General features: G+C 44.6%; 15 protein-coding genes. 6 read left to right on the top strand and 9 right to left on the bottom strand.

The window, feature by feature from the left end:
• Window positions 1-200 precede the first annotated feature (200 nt).
• The 3 genes from QE357_RS06645 to fsa all read right to left on the bottom strand — a co-directional run bounded on the left by QE357_RS06645 (window position 201) and on the right by fsa (window position 4,106).
• Complete coding sequence (locus QE357_RS06645; protein WP_309706479.1) at window positions 201-2,648, bottom strand: outer membrane beta-barrel protein; 2,448 nt, start codon at window positions 2,646-2,648, stop codon at window positions 201-203.
• 287 nt (window positions 2,649-2,935) lie between these two features.
• The gene (locus QE357_RS06640) at window positions 2,936-3,292 is read right to left on the bottom strand and encodes a hypothetical protein (RefSeq protein ID WP_309706478.1); all 357 of its coding nucleotides are present in this window, start codon (window positions 3,290-3,292) and stop codon (window positions 2,936-2,938) included.
• Window positions 3,293-3,452: 160 nt separating this feature from the next.
• Entirely contained in the window at window positions 3,453-4,106 is a 654-nt protein-coding gene (fsa, locus tag QE357_RS06635; protein WP_307142468.1) for a fructose-6-phosphate aldolase, read from the bottom strand.
• 383 nt (window positions 4,107-4,489) lie between these two features.
• On the opposite strand from fsa, the gene QE357_RS06630 reads away from it, so the two are divergent.
• Both QE357_RS06630 and QE357_RS06625 read left to right on the top strand, forming a co-directional pair.
• Complete coding sequence (locus tag QE357_RS06630; protein ID WP_309706477.1) at window positions 4,490-5,575, top strand: efflux RND transporter periplasmic adaptor subunit; 1,086 nt, start codon at window positions 4,490-4,492, stop codon at window positions 5,573-5,575.
• A 142-nt stretch (window positions 5,576-5,717) separates the two neighbouring features.
• A complete protein-coding gene (locus tag QE357_RS06625; RefSeq protein WP_307142466.1) occupies window positions 5,718-8,828 on the top strand; it encodes an efflux RND transporter permease subunit in 3,111 nt (1,036 codons plus the stop codon).
• 89 nt (window positions 8,829-8,917) lie between these two features.
• Here QE357_RS06625 and QE357_RS06620 read toward each other — a convergent pair whose 3' ends face one another.
• Window positions 8,918-10,387 carry a TonB-dependent receptor gene (locus tag QE357_RS06620; RefSeq protein WP_307142465.1) on the bottom strand — a complete coding sequence of 490 codons (1,470 nt, stop codon included), beginning with the start codon at window positions 10,385-10,387 and terminating at the stop codon, window positions 8,918-8,920.
• 229 nt (window positions 10,388-10,616) lie between these two features.
• Window positions 10,617-11,060, bottom strand: a complete 444-nt coding sequence (locus tag QE357_RS06615; protein WP_309706476.1) for a type I restriction enzyme HsdR N-terminal domain-containing protein — start codon at window positions 11,058-11,060, stop codon at window positions 10,617-10,619.
• A gap of 131 nt (window positions 11,061-11,191) precedes the next feature.
• Between QE357_RS06615 and QE357_RS06610 the strand changes: the two genes are divergently transcribed.
• Window positions 11,192-11,965: an AMP nucleosidase gene (locus tag QE357_RS06610; protein ID WP_309706475.1), complete on the top strand. Its 774-nt coding sequence runs from the start codon at window positions 11,192-11,194 to the stop codon at window positions 11,963-11,965.
• A 30-nt stretch (window positions 11,966-11,995) separates the two neighbouring features.
• Here the strand turns inward: QE357_RS06610 and QE357_RS06605 are convergent, their stop codons facing one another.
• The 3 genes from QE357_RS06605 to QE357_RS06595 form a co-directional block, all read right to left on the bottom strand.
• Window positions 11,996-13,327: a tetratricopeptide repeat protein gene (locus QE357_RS06605; RefSeq protein ID WP_309706474.1), complete on the bottom strand. Its 1,332-nt coding sequence runs from the start codon at window positions 13,325-13,327 to the stop codon at window positions 11,996-11,998.
• A gap of 151 nt (window positions 13,328-13,478) precedes the next feature.
• Entirely contained in the window at window positions 13,479-14,372 is an 894-nt protein-coding gene (locus QE357_RS06600) for a 1,4-dihydroxy-2-naphthoate polyprenyltransferase (RefSeq protein WP_309706473.1), read from the bottom strand.
• Between the two features lie 134 nt (window positions 14,373-14,506).
• Complete coding sequence (locus tag QE357_RS06595; RefSeq protein WP_309706472.1) at window positions 14,507-15,076, bottom strand: glutathione peroxidase; 570 nt, start codon at window positions 15,074-15,076, stop codon at window positions 14,507-14,509.
• A gap of 412 nt (window positions 15,077-15,488) precedes the next feature.
• Between QE357_RS06595 and QE357_RS06590 the strand changes: the two genes are divergently transcribed.
• Window positions 15,489-16,397 (top strand): RluA family pseudouridine synthase, encoded by a 909-nt coding sequence (locus QE357_RS06590; RefSeq protein ID WP_309706471.1) that lies wholly within the window; start codon window positions 15,489-15,491, stop codon window positions 16,395-16,397.
• Window positions 16,398-16,556: 159 nt separating this feature from the next.
• On the opposite strand, the gene argS is transcribed toward QE357_RS06590, so the two are convergent.
• Window positions 16,557-18,338 carry an arginine--tRNA ligase gene (argS, locus tag QE357_RS06585; RefSeq protein WP_309706470.1) on the bottom strand — a complete coding sequence of 594 codons (1,782 nt, stop codon included), beginning with the start codon at window positions 18,336-18,338 and terminating at the stop codon, window positions 16,557-16,559.
• A gap of 205 nt (window positions 18,339-18,543) precedes the next feature.
• Here argS and QE357_RS06580 point away from each other — a divergent pair, with 205 nt between their 5' ends.
• Both QE357_RS06580 and QE357_RS06575 read left to right on the top strand, forming a co-directional pair.
• Window positions 18,544-19,761 carry a hypothetical protein gene (locus tag QE357_RS06580; RefSeq protein ID WP_309706469.1) on the top strand — a complete coding sequence of 406 codons (1,218 nt, stop codon included), beginning with the start codon at window positions 18,544-18,546 and terminating at the stop codon, window positions 19,759-19,761.
• 132 nt (window positions 19,762-19,893) lie between these two features.
• Window positions 19,894-21,108, top strand: a complete 1,215-nt coding sequence (locus QE357_RS06575) for a hypothetical protein (RefSeq protein ID WP_309706468.1) — start codon at window positions 19,894-19,896, stop codon at window positions 21,106-21,108.
• Window positions 21,109-21,144: the final 36 nt, after the last annotated feature.

Genomic DNA, 21,144 nt, shown 5'->3' with positions numbered 1-21,144 from the left:
CTCGTTCCTAGGCAATGGCAAGTTTCTACCAACGTCAGCACCCCGGGTTTTCACCCGGGACTAATCTTATTTGACCCCGCTGCGATTGTTTCTTTTTTTATGTAGAATAATCCTAACGGAGCTAATCTGGATATAATCAAAACAGCCTCACTTATGAAAAGTGAGGCTGCTTTGCTTTCCAGGCTGAAGGTTCTGTCTATTTAGTTACTACCCTGATTGACCCGACCTGCTTCGCTTTCCAGACCTGTGCTGCGACGGCGGGAGGCCTGAACTTTTGAGTTACCAAAGCGATATGAGAAAGTCAGGTTCGCTACGCGGTTTTCCCACTTGTTACTGATCTGCATATCCACGTTTCCAAATACGAAGCTTCCCCGGAATTGTTGCGTCCAGAAAATATCCCGCACGTTGAGTTTCAGACTAGCTTTCTTTTCCCAGAATTGCTTCTGAAGGCCCAGCGAAACTTGCCACATTGGCTTTCCTTTGATCGTTCCTTCAAGGAATCCGCTCATATAAAAACCACTGATTTCTGCTGACCAGTTATTGGGTAAGGTAAACTGGTTCTGCGTATTGAACGTCGTCGTTACAATGCGACCATCGAATTCGCCGCCATTCAGTAACCCAACAAAGCGGTTACGGTTTACATTGATATAGTTTATGCTCATCCATTTTTTGGTAATGGGAATATTAGCAGAAACAGCTACGCCATAATTCTCACGGAACCCAAAGTTTTCTTTGTTAATATAGGTGGTTCGGGCTGCGTCATTCTGACGTAATACTTCAGTAATGATGCCATTCGAGCGACCGTAGTTCAACGTGGTATTGATGAATCCCATGAACGAATGCGTTACTTCGGCTACGTGCGAAAATTGAGGTCTCAGGTAAGGGTTACCTTGCTGATAGGTATACAAATCCAGGAAGTAAAGGAAAGGATTCAGATCCTCATAATCCGGGCGGTCAATGCGGTAACTATACGACATTCCCAAACTATTTTTCTTATTCAGTTCCTGACGGATAAATACGCTGGGAAATAAGTTTAGGTAATTCCGGCGGAAGCTGGTGTCGGAGGTTACCTGGTTTCCTTTCATGACCGTTTGCTCACCTCTAAGGCCTAACTGAATTGAAGTTTTCTTGATTTGCGTACTGTAATTCAGATAGGCCGCATTAATTGTTTCGCGGTAAATAAACTGGTTCGTACGTCCCGAATCCAGACGAGCGACATCCCCCTGCTCAATCGTGAATTTCATGTTGTTGTTCGTCGTTACCAAAGCTGTTTTCAAACCTGCTTCCAGTTTTGAATTTTTGCTTAAGGGATGCGTGTAATCAATCTTGGCGGAATATATGTCTACGATTCCTTTCGTATTACCCATATCGAACCGAGGAATGGCAAGATTTACTCCGGCAGGATTCACGGTCGTAATTTTGTATTTCTGATCCGAACGATTGTCATAACGGGCATAATCCACGTCAGCCGTTAACTCTTTCCCGGTTGAGTCAATCGTATGCTTCAGGTTCAGGTTAGTAGTCAGGCTTTTCCAGGTATTCTTAAAATCCTGTCCCGTAGTGGTTATTTTTTCCAGTGTCGAGGTACCCTGATAGATTTTAGTAATGTTATCGCCCGTGCTACCCCAGCTACCCGTGTTGGTATTCACAATAGCTCCTATCGTCGTCTTTTTTGAAGCAAAATAATCAGCTCCTAACTTGACGTTGTTATTATGATTGCGGGTGATATTCTCAGCACTTTGCTCGAACAAAGCAGTTACTTCTTCTCCTTCGCGGAATCTGCGGGTAATTCTTTGATCTCTCCAGTTTTTACGGGCACCACCTGAATAATTACCGTACACATTCCATTTATCTTTCCGGTAGTTGAGGTTTAAACTGGCGTTACCCTTCGGATTTAAGCCATAGCCCACTCCCAGCGTTGCCGAACCATTCATTCCCATGTTCTGATTCTTCTTCGTACGGATGTTAATAATTCCGGCATTACCCGCCGCATCGTATTTTGAAGAGGGATTCGTCATGATTTCAATCTTCTCCAACTGATTGGCCTGCGTATTACGGAGCAGGTTGGCTAAATCTTCACTCGACAGATACGTTGGTTTCCCGTCAATCATTACCCGCACCTGAGCTTTGCCCTTCAGCGAAATATTGCCATCCCGATCGACGGTAACGCCGGGAGAACGCTCGAGTACTTCCAGGGCATTATTACCCGCAGCAACGATACTGTTTTCGACGTTAACCACCGTTTTATCAATCTGCTGCTCAATAAAAGGCTTGGCAGCAGCAACTTTCACTTCTTTCAGTTCCTGAGAAACAGGATCCATAATCAAAGCCGCCAGCTTTACTTTCGGACTTTCTGCATTGAGAATGAACGGAGGCGTCAGCTTTTTGGCAAAACCCACCTGGGTAGTGGCAACCAGGTAACGTCCTTCGGCAATGCCTTCTATTTCGAAATTACCATCCGCGTCAGCGACGCCACCTTTCACCAGCGTAGAGTCCTTGCTTTTCAGGACCATAACGGTAGCGAACTCCACCGCTTTACCCGTTTTGTCAATGATCTTTCCAGAGACACTCCCTTTAAAAGTGCTCTGAGCGTGCCCTAGACTTAGACCGCAAATGAAGAGAATCAGGGTGTATATAAATGTTTTCATGACTTTAGGAAAAGACAGTTTCTGTAGGTGTGTTTTTTGCTCTTGTTGATGAGACAAAGATGAAGGCAATTAACAGTACTTTGCAATACAAGCTACCTTGAATAGCCAAATAATGTGATGAACGGTAAAGAAGATGGGGTGAGTAGAAAAAGAGAAGAATGCCCGGGAATTCTAGACGGAGGATGCAAAGTCAGAGAAACACGTTGCATGGTCCCACAATTATTTTTGCGGAACTGTTAAAAAGATGCTACTACTAACTAGCTGGAAATGAATAACAAAGGAGAAGACTATTCCCGGCGGGGTTTGCGGGGAGAATTATTTTCCTCTTCAACGGAGATTTTCAGGTTGGTAGGATCATCCATCACTTTCCCTACATCCTTGATGAAGTGAATGAATTTTGAAAATCCGCTTCGGGGTTTTTCACGCGGTGGCTGTTCGTCCTCAATTACCTCAAATTTCAATTTTGAAGGGTTATCGATTGCTTTCCCGGCCTTTTTAATAAATCCTAATACTTTGGAAATCCCACCACCAGAAGCAGGTTCTTCTAACGTAGGGTCCGTACGCTGCTCCATCGGCTTGCTTTGAGCCCCTGAAGACAGGCCGCAACCGATTAAAAAGAAGAGTAAGCAGATACGTTTTAACATGAGTAAGTGGAGCTACTATCGTACAAAAGTAAAATCGAAGTTTCAGAAAACGTCAAACTATTGTCCTTTTAAGTTTTTTTAATGTTATGAATCAAACAAAAAGCCCGCTTCATGCAGGCTTTTTGTACTATACTGAAATTAAATATCGCAAAAATAAGCTCTAAGCAAATTTGCTGGCATCTTCCAGAAATTTCTTCAAGCCAGAATCCGTGAGCGGATGATTCAATAAGGAAGTAATTACTGAAAGCGGGCAGGTGGCTACGTCTGCTCCAATTTCTGCACACTTCAGAATATGAACAGGATGGCGAATGGACGCAGCCAATACCTGCGTCATAAATCCATAGTTTTCAAAAATTGAAACGATAGACTCAATTAACTCGATGCCGTCGTACGAAATATCATCCAGGCGACCAATAAAGGGCGAAACATAGGTGGCCCCGGCTTTAGCCGCCAGTAACGCCTGACCTGCTGAAAATACCAGCGTACAATTCGTTTTAATTTCCTTTTCCGAGAAATAACGTAACGCTTTGACACCGTCCCGAATCATGGGTACCTTCACCACAATCTTCTCATCGATTTCGGCCAACTCTTCCCCTTCCCGAATAATGCCCTTGAAATCAGTGCTGATGACCTCGGCACTTACGTCTCCGTCTACACTATCGCAGATGTCTTTATAATGCTTGAAAATGTTATTTTTCCCCTTTATCCCCACTTTCGCCATCAGCGAAGGGTTGGTGGTCACGCCATCGAGCACGCCCAATTCATAGGCTTCCCGAATTTCGTCGAGGTTAGCGGTATCAATGAAAAACTTCATAAGTTACTGATTAATAGAGTTAAAAATTAGAGGTAAAGTCTTTGCATACGTCATAGGTTTTCAATTTCTACTTAAAGGAAGAGCAGGTTACTAGTAACAGAGCGTACTTCAAGATAGCTTCTTGCTACCCCTTGGGTCGATATTTATTCTACCCATCTATCCGCCACGAAACTTCAAAAATTACGTCGCAAAACTACGGGAGTTTTTCATACTCCTCCCCCACTTGGTCTTTGGATTTTCCTTTTCATTCATCTGCCCCCTCGTTTTTAAAGAATTAAGCCCAAAAAAGCGTTAATTTCGTCCAATAGTAAACCCTGCAAACCTCCATTATCTAACGTGTCCCGGTGCTTGACTCTAAGCCGGTATTTGTTTAAAATTTATCTATGAAATCCTCAAGTCTGGTTCGCTGGTTACTCGTCGTTGCAATCGTTGGCAGCATTGGGTATCTGGTTTATGGTAAACTTAACCGTATTGAAAAAAAGAAAGCTGGTAATGAGTCCAAATCTGCTGGTGCGGGGGGCTCAAAAGCCCTGACGGTTGATGGTTACATTGCCAGTACCGAAAAACTCGATAATACCATCGTGACGAGTGGTACTCTACAAAGCAATGAAGAAATTTCGCTGCAATCCGAGCTGAGTGCCCGCGTCATCAAGATCTATTTTAAGGAGGGTCAACTCGTTCCCAAAGGAGCTTTGCTGGTAAAATTATACGATGCCGACCTATCGGCTCAGGCCTTAAAGGTACGGACCCAACGTCAGTTGGCTCAAAAATCACTGGAACGTTTGCAATACCTGCTGGAACGCGAAGGCGTTAGTAAACAGGAAGTAGATGTGGCCCAGTCACAAGTAGATGCTTTTGACGCGGATATGGCCGTAGCCAAAGCCCAATTACAGCGTACGGAAATTCGGGCTCCTTTTGCCGGAAAAATTGGCCTTCGCTACGTGAGTGAAGGAGCGATTGTAACCCCAACGACGGTCATTGCCAGTTTTCAGCAGACCAATCCCCTGAAAGTTGATTTCTCTATTCCTGAAAAATACACGGATCAGGTGCGGGTGGGTGATGTCGTTAGCTTCAATGTTGCCAGCGAAACGAAGGCTTATCAAGGCAAAGTGTACGCCATTGAACCCAAAATTGACCTGGCTACGCGTACCGTGAAGTTACGGGCTCTGGTTCCGAATGCCTCCAATCAGATTCGTCCCGGTCAGTTTGCTCAGGTGAAATTACGTTTGGGCGAAACCCCACAGGCGTTAATGGTTCCTTCGCAGGCCATTATACCCGGGACCAAAGAAAAACAGGTCGTCATCTCCCGTCAGGGAAAAGCTTCGTTTCAAACCGTAGAAACGGGAACACGTACGGATACCAAAGTTCAGATTATAAGCGGGATTCAGGCCGGCGACACGGTTATTACCACCGGAATTTTACAAATCAAACCTGATCAGGTATTAAAAATCAGGAGCGTAAAAAAATAAGTTTGATTCTTCTTTTCTACCGATCTGAAAGCGGCGGAGCCCTGGTATAGATATTTCATAAATAACTGACCTGTAAACCATTATGGCTCTTCCCTACTAATAAAGAATATCTGAATTAGCTATTAGTCTAAACCAGTTAAGCATGAGTTTACCCTCTTTGTCGTTGAGCCGTCCGGTGCTAGCCATTGTGATGAACATCATTATTGTGCTATTCGGATACGTAGGGTTTACATTTTTGGGTGTGCGGGACTTCCCTGCCATCGACCCTCCCATTATTAACGTTCGGACCAGTTATGCCGGAGCGAACGCCGACATCATTGAATCCCAGATCACCGAACCCCTCGAAAAAGCCATTAATGGGATTGCCGGGGTACGTTCGATTTCTTCCACCAGTAGTCAGGGCACTAGTAATATTACCGTTGAGTTTAACCTGGAAGCGGATTTGGAAGCGGCTGCGAATGACGTGCGGGACAAAGTTTCGCAGGCTCAACGCCAGTTACCCAATGACCTTGATGCTCCACCGGTGGTAAGTAAGGCCGATGCTAACTCGGACGCAATTATTACCATGACGGTGCAAAGCTCTTCCCGGAATATTCTTGAGCTGAATGACTACGCTACCAACGTTCTACAGGAACGTCTGCAAACCATTCCCGGCGTAAGTGCAATTCAAATTTGGGGCGAGAAACGCTACGCCATGCGTCTCTGGCTGGACCCGGCCAAACTGTCGGCTTATAACATCACCGCCGTTGATGTACTGAATGCTTTGTCGCGTGAAAACGTCGAATTGCCTTCGGGGAAAATTGCGGGGAATGCAACCGAGTTAAGTATCCGTACGTTTGGTCGACTCACTACTGAAGAAGAGTTTAACAACATTATCCTTCGCAATACGAACAGTCAGGTAGTTCGTCTTTCGGACGTGGGTGAAGCTGTACTGGGGCCTGAAAATGAGGAAACGGCCATGCGTGGCAATGGGATAGCCATGGTGGGGATGGCCATTGTCCCCCAACCCGGCTCTAACTACGTATCCATTGCCGATGAATTCTACAAACGTCTGGATGAAATCAAAACGGATCTTCCCAAAGATTTAAGTCTGAACATTGCTCTTGATAACACGCGTTTCATCAAGAAATCCATTACTGAAGTAGAAGAAACGCTGCTCATTTCGCTGGTGCTGGTGGTGATTATCATCTACCTTTTCTTCCGCGACTGGGCCATTGCCTTCCGACCCTTGATTGATATTCCGGTGTCGTTGGTGGGAGCATTCTTCATTATGTACATTTTTGGCTTTACAATCAACATTCTGACCATGCTGGCCATCGTACTGGCGACGGGTCTGGTAGTAGATGATGGGATTGTAGTTACCGAAAATATCTTTAAAAAGCTGGAAGCGGGTATGCCCCGAATGCAGGCCGCCAAAGAAGGATCCGAGGAGATTTTCTTTGCCGTTATATCTACGTCCATTACGCTGGCCTTCGTGTTCCTGCCCATCATCTTCCTGGAAGGTTTCGTGGGACGGTTATTCCGGGAATTCGGTATTGTTGTGGCCGGAGCCGTATTGATTTCGGCTTTTGTATCGCTGACGTTAACGCCGGTTCTGAACGTGCTCATGTCGAAAAAGAAACACAAAAATTCGTGGTTCTACGACAAGACCGAGCCTTTCTTCCAGTCACTGGATCGGGGGTATCAGCAAACGTTGACCAGCTTCATGAAAGTAAGATGGATGGCCTGGGTGATTATTGCGGGCTGTTTTGGTCTGGCATACGTGCTCTACAATAACATCCAGTCCGAATTGGCTCCCCTGGAAGACCGTAGCCAATTCCGGCTTTCGGTCACTGCTCCCGAAGGAACGTCCTATGATTACATGGACGATTACATGCAGCGGTTGAGTCAGTTTCTGATGGATTCCGTACCCGAAAGCCGGATTGTCATGAGTATTACCGCACCCGGTTTCTCAGGAGCAGGTTCGGTTAACTCGGGAACCATTCGGATTGGATTACCTGAAATTAACGAACGCAGTCGCAGTCAGCAGCAGATCGTTGACATGATTAATCGTAATACCAAGAATTTCCCAGAAGGAAAGGCCTTTGCCGTTCAGGAACAAACCATTGCCGTGAACCGCCGGGGTGGCTTACCCGTTTCTTTCGTGATCCAGCACAACGATTTTGAAAAACTGAAAGCCATTCTTCCCAAATTCATCGATGCGGCAAACCAGAATCCAGCGTTGCAGGGGGTTGACATCGATTTGAAATTCAACAAGCCTGAGTTACGCGTGGAAATTGACCGGGCCAAAGCCAGTGAACTAGGGGTATCTGTAGCGGATATTTCTGAAACCATGCAGTTGGCTTATAGTAACCGTCGGTACGGGTACTTCACGATGAAAGGGAAGCAATATCAGGTCATGGGCGAAGTGTACCGAAAAGATCGCTCTCAGCCCGTTGATTTACAGACGCTATACGTTAAAAACAGTCGGGGCGAATCCATTCAGTTGGATAACCTTGTTCGGATCACTGAATCCACCACTCCACCGCAGTTGTATCACTATAACCGTTATAAATCGGCTACGATTTCGGCAGGTTTGGCACCGGGGATGACCATTGCGGATGGGATTAAAGCCATGGAATCGGTTTCCAAGCAGTTGAAATTGACGGAACAGGGCTTTGCTACTGCTTTATCAGGGGCATCCAGGGATTACGCTGAAAGTTCATCGAATACATCTTTCGCCTTCCTGCTGGCTCTGGTACTGATTTACCTGATTTTGGCAGCTCAGTTTGAGAGCTTCCTCGATCCTATTATCATTATGATTACCGTACCTCTGGCTTTGGCAGGTGCCTTGCTTTCACTCTGGCTGTTTGACCAAACCATGAATATCTTCTCGCAAATCGGGATGATCATGCTGGTGGGTCTGGTCACGAAAAATGGTATTTTGATCGTAGAATTTGCGAATGAACAACGCAAAGAAGGTTTGAATAAAGTCGATGCGGCGATTACCTCTGCTACGATGCGTTTACGCCCAATTCTAATGACAAGTTTGGCGATGGCCCTGGGAGCTTTACCTATCGCCCTTTCGCTCGGGGCGGCAGCCACCAGCCGGATTCCGTTGGGTATTGTGATTGTAGGCGGTATTATGTTCTCGTTGTTGCTAACGCTGTACGTAATTCCAGCCGTATACACGATGATGTCCCGTCGGAAAGACGAAGAAAAACCATTGAAATCGAATGAGAAACCCGTTGAACCCGAAATGTCGCTGGTGTAATCATTCCATAGTTAAATGAAAGCAAAAGCCTCGAATCTCGTGATTCGAGGCTTTTGCTTTCATTAGGGTTATCCATCAGAACTTGAAGACTACTCGGCAAAAAACTCGTCTGCACTTTCAATCTTATTTTCCTCTTTCGGATACACTACGCAGGGAAAACCAAACAGGCATTTATCCTTAATCATCGTAGCTACTTCATCAGGAACGTATTGTTCCCAACCATCCTCACCCGACTTAATCATAGATAAAACCTGATCGGAAAGGATGTGAAGATTTTTCTTGTTAAAGCTCCGAATATCCTCAATTTTATTATTGGAAATCAGGTAACTAAACAAATCCCGAAGATGGAAAGGTAACTGAAACTTGAAGCAGTTCGCCAGCGTTCCGTCGGGTCGTAAAGCCGGATACACATAGAGCTTCACCTTCCGGCTAAAGAGCGTCGCAAAGGCCTCCAGAATTCCCCCCGGCAAGTTGGCGTAATGCTGCTCATCGAAGATGAATTCCAGGTTCGGAATACCCATGATGAGGCCAATTTTCAGCTTGGTCAGCTTCGCCAGATAGGCGATTAGCTTGTAGTATTCCGTATAGTTGGATACCATGACCGTCAGACCCAGTTTCCCAAGAATATCTACCCGATCCAGGAAGTCTTTCTCGTTAATATCGTCGCCGTCACGTAAATTCTGGAGCGTTAACTCCGTCAGTACAACAACCCGGTTAGGGTCTACTTCGGGGTCTTCCAGAAACTGGGCCACGCCATTTTGTAGCATATCCTGGTGCACCAGGGCAAACGGGCGAAAACGTCCACGAATAACGGCAATGTGTTTCTTATACAGGGTATCGGCAGGCTGTAAATTCTGACCATTGGGGCCGAACAAAGCTGCATTCGTAAACCCATGTTTGACCAGATAAAGGCTCATGAGACGGTTATCTACCGCCTTAAAGTCGGGACCATTAAACCGAATCATATCTATTTCGATACGTTCGGTTGTTAAGTCATCCATCAGCGAACGCAATAACGTTTCGGGCATCTGATGGTAATAATAACAGCCGTACATCAGGTTAACCCCAATGATTCCCAAAGCCTGTTGCTGAAGAATGGTGTCATTATCCAGCATCCGAACGTGAATAATTACTTCATTGGGTTCGGATTGTGGCGATAACTGAAAACGCAGCCCCACCCAACCATGTGACTCATTGGTTTTATGGTAATTGAGGGCTACAACCGTATTAGCAAACGAAAAAAAGCAGGTTTCCTCACCCCGCTTTTGGTCCAAACGCTCAATAAGTAAGTCGTACTCATGACGTAACATCTTGACCAGTCGGCTTTCTACGACATAACGACCGCTTTCTTCAGGGCCGTAAATGGCGTTCGAAAACGTCATATCATACGCTGACATCGTTTTAGCAATAGTCCCGGAAGCACCGCCTGCCTTGAAAAAGTTAGCTGCTACTTCCTGACCTGCTCCAATCTCGGCATACGAACCGTAAATTCGTTTATCAAGATTTATTTTAAGAGCTTTTTGTTTGGTCCCCAGGTACTCGTACGTTGATGATGGCATAATTAAACCGGTGATTTCTGTGATTTCCAGTCCGCTAGGTAATAGCCACGGATTCAGCAGAGCTCGTTGTCCCTTGTTTCAGCACTCTAAGTTAGACCCTACGGGTTTACCGTGTCAATAATAAAAACGGTTTCTTGCTAAACGATTATACCTATTCTCCTAACTTTTGTTTTTAGTACTGGAAAATCTAAAGTTTTATAAAAAAATTATAATTCTGCTCCACTTTCATTCATTCCCCAAACGGAGGAACATCTTCCATCCGTTCCAGTTTGCCCTGTTTAGTGAACCTAAAAATGAAATGTTCCATTCCATTACTCAAAGCTAGAAAAGGAGCCTGGATCACATGGTTGTAACGCATGGCCTGCTCCAGCACTGACGGGGTAATCTTCACCTCGGGAGCTTTACATTCTACTAACAAAAAGGGCAAGCCATCGCGACTGTACATCACCAGATCCGAGCGTTTGGCAGTACGGTTCAGGCTTAAGCCTCCTTCAATTTTCAATAAACTTTTAGGGTAAGCATAATGACTGGTCAACAAATGAACAAAGTGCTGCCGAACCCATTCTTCGGGAGTTAACACCAGCCATTTCTTACGTAAGATACAGAAAATAAAATACCCTTCTTCGGTTTTTCGAGCCTGAAAATCGTACGATGGCAAATTGAGTTCAATCATAACTTTCAGGCCATTTTTTTGGCCGTATAATATCTTTATATTAAATTTGCTGAATTTTACTCATTCCAAACATCCCAAATAAATCAGAACCTGTATACTTGCCTGATTTATAAAAGTGATACAAGAAAGATATGAAAACTAAAGACGAAATAGTTAGTAACTGGCTTCCGCGTTACACCGGAACACCTCTGGAAGAATTCCGGCCTTATATTCTTTTAACGAATTTCCATAATTACGTTGAAATGTTTGCTACCCGTTATGGCGTTGAAATTCGCGGCGTTGGTAAGGCTATGCAAACGGCTTCAGCTGGACAAATTACCATCATTAATTTCGGTATGGGGAGTCCGGTAGCCGCGACTATCATGGATTTACTCTCGGCCATTCATCCCAAAGCCGTGTTATTTCTGGGTAAATGCGGAGGCTTGAAAAAGCATACGCAACTGGGCGATCTGATTCTGCCTATTGCGGCCATCCGGGGCGAAGGTACCAGTAACGATTACATGCCTCCCGAAATTCCCGCTCTTCCTTCCTTCCGTTTACAACGGGCCGTTTCGTCCATGATTGTGAAAAACGGAATGGATTACTGGACCGGAACGGTTTATACCACCAACCGCCGGGTGTGGGAACATGACGAGAATTTCAAGGAATACCTGCGTAATACCCGGGCTATGGCGGTTGATATGGAAACAGCAACCATTTTTGCGGTAGGCTTCGTCAATCAGATTCCGCACGGTGCATTGTTGCTCGTATCGGATAACCCGATGATTCCTGAAGGCGTTAAAACGGAAGAGAGCGATAAGAAAGTAACGACTCAGTTTGTTGAAAAACATCTTCAGATTGGTATCGATTCGCTGGAAGAATTGGCCCAGTCGGGAGCTTCAGTTAAACACTTACGTTTCGAGTAAGTGAACAAGGAGGTTGTGAAAACAGCCTCCTTATTTTTTACTACAGTATTGTTTTTGAGCCGCTACCGCCAGTTTATAGCCTAACTCTACGGCTTTCGTTAAATCCAGACACCCGTTTTCTTCGTCCCCCTGACTGTACCGAATGAGCCCCCGCAGGTAATAGGCTTCCGCGTGACGGGCATTGAAACGAATCGCGTTGGAGCAATCCTGAATGGCTCCCATCTGGTCGTTAGCCGCAGACCGGGCCATGGCCCGGCTGAAGTAAGCATCTGGAAAAATCGGATTTAATTCCAGAGCCCTCGATAAATCTGCGATAGCTGCCTTGTTGTCACCTACGCGTGCTTTACTAATGCCACGCACATAATAGGCTTCGGTTCGGTCATTGCTTAGTTCGATAAAGCGGCTGTTTTCAATAATGGAAACTCTCAAATTGTCAAGCACATTTTTGGTAATCAAACCCGTAAACGTGGCTCTGTTTTCCAATGAATTATCAATTTCAATGGCCTTCGTTAAATCGTCGATAGCCTCCCGGGAACCTCCGTTTCTTGACTTCACCAGTCCACGTCCGTAAAAAGCTGCGGTATTCTGAGGATCGAGGGTCAGAGCCTTTTCAAAATCAGCCATGGCTCCGATATAGTCAAAGGCCTGATATTTACCAAAACCCCGCTGGCAATAGGAATTGACATCTTCAGGGTCCAGAATAATGGCCCGCGTATAATCGTCAACGGCAGCCCGGCTATTATTCAATTTGACATAAACCGCCGCCCGAGCGATGTACACGTGAGCAAGTTTATCATTCATATGAATAACCTGGGTAAAGTCTTTTAAAGCAGACTCATAATCTCCCAGTTTCGTGCGGCAGACCCCACGGGCGTAATAGGCCTGAGCATTTTCAGGTTCCAGTTCTATGACATTATTAAAATCCTGAATAGCAGCCTGGTAATACTGAAGCCGACTGCGAATCATCCCCCGCTTTAAATACGCCCGGCTATCGGTCGCATCCATTTCTATAGCTTTAGCAAAATCTTTGAGAGCATCCTGCGTCTGCTCCTGCCGATCGCGGCTGTCTCCACGAGCCAGCAAAGCATCGTAATAGTCTGCCTTCAATGCAATGGCTTTATCATAATCCTGAATGGACCCGGGATAATCTTCCAGTAAAGCCTTGCATAGTCCGCGATTATAATAGGCCTGCGGGTTTTCCGGGGACATGGTTATCACCTGAGTAAACTCCGTTAACGCTCCTTTAAAATCCCGGTTTTTACTTTTTTGCACCCCTCGACTAAAGAATTCAGCGGGAGTTTGAGCCCTGGCAATCGGAATAAATAATAGAGTAAGAATAATAGCTGGGAAAAGTCTTTTCATTAAGCACCAATCAATAGTTAATACTGTATATAGAGCTATGGAGCGAGTATAAAGTCTGGGCTAAACACAAATGTAAAAAGTAAGCCTCAATGCAGAGGCTTTTTTAACATAGTTCTGAAAATTAGATGGATTATCTTCCAACCGAAATCTTTTACAAAAGCTGCCCGACTCCAAAAAGAATGACAAACAGCAAAGTTGAAAGAGCCATGCGTTTCAGATAGGGGTCGATCTCTTCAGGTCGCTGCCCTTTCTGAACGCCACTGGCTATTTTCCAGAATAAGGGTAAGGTCAGTAAGAACAGGTAGCTACTCCAGTTCGGATGGAATAATAAGACGTAGACCATGGCACAGATTAACCCACCCGTCAACAGAAACCAGTGGTACACCTTCGCCTTCGCAGCTCCTAAACGCACAGGTATTGAGTTTTTTCCATTCCGGCGGTCATTATCAATGTCTCGTATATTATTGATGTTCAGCACCCCAACAGCAAAAGCACCGCAACTGGTGGCGGGTAATAAAATACTCCAGTCAAGCGAGCGGGTGTGCAGGTAATACGTGCCCAGAACGCCTACCCAACCAAAGAAGATTAACACGGAAATATCGCCCAGCCCAGCATATCCGTATGGTTTTTTACCCACGGTATAGGTAATGGCGGCAATGATGGAAAGTACACCAAGTCCCAGAAAATACAGAAATTCCTGAGCGGTGCCCCCTTCCAGAGCGATGTATAACAGTAATAATCCCGTTCCAAAGGTTAATACGGAAAACAGAATAATTGCCTTTCGCATTTGCTCTTTGGTGATGGCTCCGGTCTGGACAGCCCGAGTCGCTACTTTTCGCTCGTCGTTATCAAGGCCCGAAACGCTGTCGCCATAATCGTTAGCGAAGTTGGATAATACCTGTAATAGAACGGTAGTGAGTACGGCCAGACCAAAAACCGACCAGCGAAAACCACCCTGAGCAGCCGAAAGAAAGCTTCCCATCAGGATGCAGGAAAGGGACAAAGGCAGGGTGCGGGGACGGGCTGCCGAAAGCCAGGAACGCATATTCAAAATTGGAGTTAGTAATAATGGGCGAGAGAAAGCCCTCCGCACAAAATTACGACAATGAAATGGATTAGCTCACAACCAAAACTGCCAGCCTGAGGCTGGCAGTCGTCTATTACTCAAATAGCATGCAATTACTTGATTGCCTGGAGAAACTCCGGGCTATCAGGTTTTACTTTTGAAGCGAAGAAATGCGTCAGCTCGCCTTTTTCATTCACGACATACTTGCAGAAATTCCAGGTAGGAACTTTGTCATTCCATCCGTTTAATTCTTTCGTAGTCAACCATTTGTATAAGGGAGCCTGACCGTCACCTTTAGTTACTACTTTCGAAAACATAGGGAAGCTTACGCCATAATTTTTCTGGCAGAACGCTCCAATTTCTTCTTCTGAGCCGGGTTCCTGTCCGCCGAAATCATTGGAAGGAAAACCCAGGACAACGACTTTCTCTTTGTTAGCTTCATAGAATTTCTCCCAATCTGCGTACTGAGGCGTAAATCCGCACTTTGAAGCCGTGTTAAGAATGATTACTTTTTTGCCTTTATACTGGGCAAGGTTTACTTCTTTTCCTTCCAGCGACTGTACTTTAAAATCGTATAAGTTTTGTTTGGCCGGAGCAAAGCTCTCGGGACGGCTTGCGACTTCATTTTTATCCGCAAATAAGCCAGTAAACAGGGTTCCAAGCATAAGCAGGAGCTTTACCATCTGGAGTCAGATTAAAGTTTATAAGGTTTGATTAATAAACGAATGGAACGTCAATTAGTTCAGCAATATAGTAGTTTTCCGTGGTCGTTTTCCAGTTTTCAATGATTAGCAATTGAGAATTGCTAAGCTACTACAACTTACCTGATTGCTGGTAGCTTTTCTGCTCGTAGGCTATTTTCTTACTCCCTGGCTTATTGCTGCCAGCGAAAAAGCTGGCAGCGGCTACGTGGGTGGCAGCGGCAAGAGCTAGAAAGGCTAATAATCCTTAATGGGATGTTCTTTTCTTCTAATCCATAGTTGATAAACAACCACTCTCGCTAGCAGCAGAGGAACAAAAAGCTGGCAGTGGCAGGAATTAAATTTATTACATAGTGGTCGAGAGCGTCTACCTTTGCAGCATAATCCAAGTTTCATGCAGAAAAAGAATAGCAACGCCTACGAAAAAAAAGAAGATACTCGCTTTGCCGTCACCGAACCGGCTGAGCTTATGACTTTTTTGTTACAGAAATTTCCGTCGAAAAATCGCAATAATATCAAGTCACTCCTGCGGGATAAGCAGGTGCTGGTGAATGATAAGATTACCTTTCAGTTCAATCATCCGCTTGAGGTCAATGATGCCGTTCGCGTTCGCTGGACGAAAGCTCCCGCCGAAAAACAGTACGAGGGTATTAAGATCGTTTTTGAGGATGAACACCTGATTGTCATTGAAAAAGAAGAAGGAATTTTGTCGATGGCTACTGAAAAAGAAAAGCGGAAAACGGCTTATAGCCTGCTGAGCGAGCACGTGAAAAAGCAGAACCCCAAAAACAAAATTTTCATTATTCACCGATTGGACCGCGAGACGTCAGGATTGATGATGTTCGCCAAAAGCGAAACGGTTCAGAAAAAAATGCAGGAATCCTGGCAGTCTACGACTAAGGAACGGGTTTACCTGGCTGTCATTAATGGAAGTCCAAAGAAAACAGAAGACACCATTACGTCTTACCTGGTGGAGAGTGAAAAATCGATGATGGTGTATTCCACCCAAAACGCCGAACGTGGACAGAAAGCCGTTACCCATTACGAAACAGTTCAGCAAAACCGCTATTTCTCCATGTTGAAGGTAAGTCTGGAAACGGGACGTAAAAATCAGGTTCGGGTGCATCTGCAAAGCATTGGACATCCGATTGTGGGCGATAAGAAATACGGCTCCAATAGTAACCCTATTAATCGACTGGCCCTGCACGCCTGGGTACTAGCCTTCCAGCACCCCATTACGAAAGAACAAATGCACTTTGAAACGGCAATTCCGACGAAGTTTGCCAGTTTGATGAACCGATAATATTCAGGAATTTCCTTATCGCTGTTTCGGATTTGTAATCCCTCCTTAGCTGAGGTTATTTACCTTCATAGGTTACGTCTTCGACGTTCAGGTGCTATAAAACTCAAGTTCCCGAAAGTTTTAGAACTTTCGGGAACTTGAGTAACATCTAAAAACCAATTACATACGTTCAGGAACTGTTACGCCCAATAAGCCCATTGCCTTGCGAATGACTTCAGCAACGGCTTTGGACAGTGCCACCCGGAATTGTTTTTTATCCAGATTTTCTTCCGCAAAAATCGGCACTTCGCTAAAGAACTGGCTGTACGTTTTCGCCAGATCATACGCATACTGAGCGATCAGAGCAGGACTGTACATAGCACCGGCATCCTCCACGCGTTGTGGGAACTGGCTGAGCGTAAAGATGAGATCACGCTCGCTGGCATGCAGGTCAATCGTAGTGGGAGCCGTTGGTGTTAACTCCAGCTGGTCCGCTTTGCGAAGGATGGAACGAATCCGGGCGTGGTTATACTGAATATAAGGCCCAGTGTTGCCCTGAAAATCAACGCTTTCCTGGGGATTAAATAACATCCGTTTCTTTGGATCCACCTTTAGCAGGAAATACTTCAAGGCACCCATGGCCAGTGTATGATACAGAGCTTTGGCTTCTTCTTCCGTAAATCCGTCGATTTTGCCTAACTCTTTCGTCATTTCTTCCGCAGTATCATTCATTTCCTGCATCAGATCGTCGGCATCCACCACCGTTCCTTCGCGGGATTTCATTTTACCACTGGGTAAATCGACCATCCCGTAGCTTAAATGGTATAAACCAGCTGCGTAAGGACGCCCCAGCTTCTGCATAATCAGGAATAATACTTTGAAGTGATAATCCTGCTCATTGCCAACTACGTACACGGATTTTTGCATCGGAAAATCTTCCGCTTTCAAATCCGCCAGACCTAAGTCCTGGGTGATATACACCGAAGTTCCATTGGAGCGTAACACCAGTTTTTCATCCAGTCCGTCGGCAGTCAGGTCAATCCAGACCGAGTTATCAGGACGGCGGTAGAAAACCCCTTTCTCCAGCCCTTCTTCGATAATGTCTTTGCCTAATAAATAGGTATCCGATTCGTAATAAATCTTATCGAAGTTGACGCCCATTTTTTTATAGGTCTCGTCAAAACCAGCGTATACCCAGCTATTCATCATTTCCCAGAGACCAATCGTCGCAGGGTCGCCTTCCTCCCATTTCAACAGCATGGCTTCGGCCTGTTTCAGAAGCGGAGCCTCTTTCTCTGCCTTTTCCTTCTCCATGCCGCCTTCCACTAATTCGGCAATCTGAGCTTTGTATGCTTTATCAAACTCTACGTAATACTTCCCAACTAAATGATCCCCTTTTATATCGCTGGTGGCGGGAGTCTCATTATTACCAAACAACTGATAGGCCAGCATGGACTTACAAATGTGAATACCCCGGTTATTCACCACGTTGGTTTTCATTACTTGATAGCCACCCATTTTCAGGATTTCAGCGATGGAATACCCCAGGAAGTTATTACGCAGGTGTCCTAAATGCAAAGGCTTGTTCGTATTGGGTGATGAGTATTCCACCATTACTTTCTGGCCCTTGTCGGGTAACTGACCGTAACTTTCGTTCCCGTGAATGGTCGCAAAAAGCTCCAGCCAAACCTGATCAGAAATGCTAAGATTCAGAAAACCCTGTACGACGTTAAACGCTGAAACGGGGCCGTTCTGAGCCACAAGGTATTCGCCCAGCTTCGTCCCGATTTCTGCCGGGCTTTTTTTCAATTGCTTGGCATAAGGGAAACAAACGAAGGTATAAAAACCTTCAAACTCCTTCTTGGTAGGCTGCAAAGCCAGATCGGCAGCGGCCACTTCAATAGCAAACTCCTGTTTCAGAGCGGCGGCCAAAGCCCCCTGTATGTATTCGTTGAGATTCATAGTCAGTCAAAAACTCTGCAAAACTACACGAATTGCGGTATTGACGCTAGGCTTTTTCCTGCATGGCCGTAATTAGCTCTATTAATGCATTCAGTTAATCAGTGGATTATAAAGATTAAAATGTTAAATACAGTTAAAACGTATAGTTGCTATCGAACGCCTATTATTTTTAATTTTTCTATGGTTCAACCACTTTAAAAAGCTTATGAAAAAAGTATTTTTTACTCTTTCCAGTTTTTTCCTATCTAGTATTTCACTGTTTGCACAAATTCCTGCTAACACAAAAATTTTGGGGTTTGGAGGTTCCTTTCGCTATGGTAATATGGCATACCCCAATGCCGATATTCATAATAGTTCTTTAAATTTCTCCCCAGAACTTACATCAGGCAAATTCACTAAAGAAAATACGGCTGAAGGGTGGATCGTTAATCCCAGTGTAATGTATAATTATACCAATTGGAGCCCTGCTTTATCTATTCAGCATTTCAACAGAAAATACGTATCGCTTACCCCTGGATTTTACTTATTTGGTGAAGCAACTGCAGGAACTCAAGCTAACCTACGTTTCATGGAGCGTAACGCTGTCTATCAAACTTATCAGGTATCAGCGGGAGTAAATCTAGGACTAACTTATTTCTATAAAAATGATTGGTCACTAGAAGCTAAGGCAAATGTAGCAACTGTATATGCCTCGCATTACCGTTCTCCTATTACTCCTACTCAAAACTTGGTCAGTCTACAATCCAATCTTCCTACTAATTTTTTTGAATTAAGCCTAGTAAAATACATTGGAAGTCAAAACGAAAAATCTACTCTATTAACCAGTAAGCGTGACAGTCTATATCAGGTTAATCAGCGTTTCATCACAGGGGATATTTCTGCTACTGCTCTATTTAATGAGAATAATAATTATCTTAATAACAATACACAGGCCCTTCAGGCAGGGTTTTCAATAGGAAGATTTGTTACCACTACGTATGCGAAAGGGTTTGGAATTACAGCCAGATTTAACAAAGCTCCAGAGTATACATCAATCGAAGAATGGTATCCTATCAACTCAAAGACGGCGGGTTTTTCAATCTACAAGTTTCACGAATATTACTTTCCTATTGCTAAAAAATTATCTCTGGTTGCTAACGCCCGAATCAACGCTTCTTATGCCTATGCAAAAGAAGAAGCAAGAGAACAAATAACTACTCATAGTTTGACGTTATTCCCTTCCATTATTCCTGCCATTCAGTATCAGATCAATGATCGCTGGGCTCTTACGGGTCTCATAGGTTCATTTCAAATAGGATCAGTTCATGCTTCTTATGAAAAATCTGCATGGAGAGGCGACTTAATAAGAGGTGGAATTTCTTTCGATCCTAACTATACATTGAATAACTCTGGCGTTTCGCTTCGCTATTTTCTTAAAAAGTAAATAACTCATTTTTAAGTTAAAGGCAGGTAGGTTTACCTGTCTTTTTTGTTTGAGGTGTAAAGAACTGCTGATATATGCTCTACATTTGAAGAGGTCAACTTTCAATATTACATCTCTGTAAGTTACTGTTTTATGAAAAAAATACCTTTACTAACCCTATTACTCGGCCTGTCTGCTCCTCTTTTTGCTCAAACCTCCGAAGGGAATCGCTTCATGAGTTATACAGGAAATTTGAGTTTTTCGGGTAGCAAAACGGCTTCTGATCTGACCGTCCCTACCCGGGAGCGTACGTATGACATTAATCTGGAATTCAGCCGGGGTAAGTTTATCCGCGATAATGTCGCTCATGGCTGGAATGTAGGTCTGGGCTATAATCATTATAAAATTCTGGAATCTGACTATGCAAGTTCAACTCCCTTTTTATCAGCTAATTATCTAATCAGAAGATACGTAGTCCCCTCGGAACGGGTACGGGTTTTTGCTCAGGGAACGCTGGGAGCTTCGTACAGACCAAGCATAGCTGACGGAGAAATCACCTTAAATACCTTCGGTGCCGGGGCCTCTCTTGGGCTGGGACTTACTTATTTTTATAAGAAAAACTGGGCCTGGGAAGCGACGGCTAATCTGGCTGGTTTAAACGTAACCCATGCCCGAAAGGAAGATGAGAAAGTAGTTACCAATGTGCAGCTCAATGGGTCCTTTGGCGTCAGTTCTTTCAAAATAGGGCTGGCTCATTATTTCGGTTCCAGCAGCTCGGCTTTTGAAGAGCCACCCCAGCAATCGCTTTACGCCGTGGGGACGGGTTATCTGGCAGCCGATCTTTCGACCCTTCATACCTCTTATCCTATGGCTAATACCACCGGAGTTGGCGTAGGTTTTTCGGGAGGAAAATTTGTCTCGCCCCGAAAGCTAGTGGGTATTGGTCTTCACGGAAGTTATGCTACGGCTAACTCATCTTCAGAAAATGTTTTAAACTCCTGGGGAGCCAATGTCAGACCTTTTGTAGAATATTACTGGCCCATTGCAGGGAAGTGGAGCATTTTTGTAAACAGCGGCATTGCCCTGGGTTATAATTCTACCAAAACGACCGACACCGATGGTAAACGTACGAATCAAAGCTATTCCGCTCAGCCTAACATACGGCCTGGTATTCAGTATCAATTAACTACTAAATGGGCTATTGCTGCTATGATTGGCAATCTCGATTTAAAAGGATTTTACGCTAGTAAAATGGAGTTAAAACAGTCGAATACCACTACGACTAATACTACGTTTAACTTTGAAATTGACCCTACTTATCAACTAAATACTACTTCCTTATCGTTGCGTTTTTATCCGGGACGATAATTGGATAAAGGTTAATATAAAAGGCGGCCTGAACAC

Origin of the sequence: Siphonobacter sp. SORGH_AS_0500, from assembly GCF_031453245.1 — a bacterium.
Lineage (GTDB): Bacteria > Bacteroidota > Bacteroidia > Cytophagales > Spirosomataceae > Siphonobacter.
Note: the sequence above shows the minus strand (reverse complement) of the source record. Positions and strands in the feature narration are given on the sequence as shown.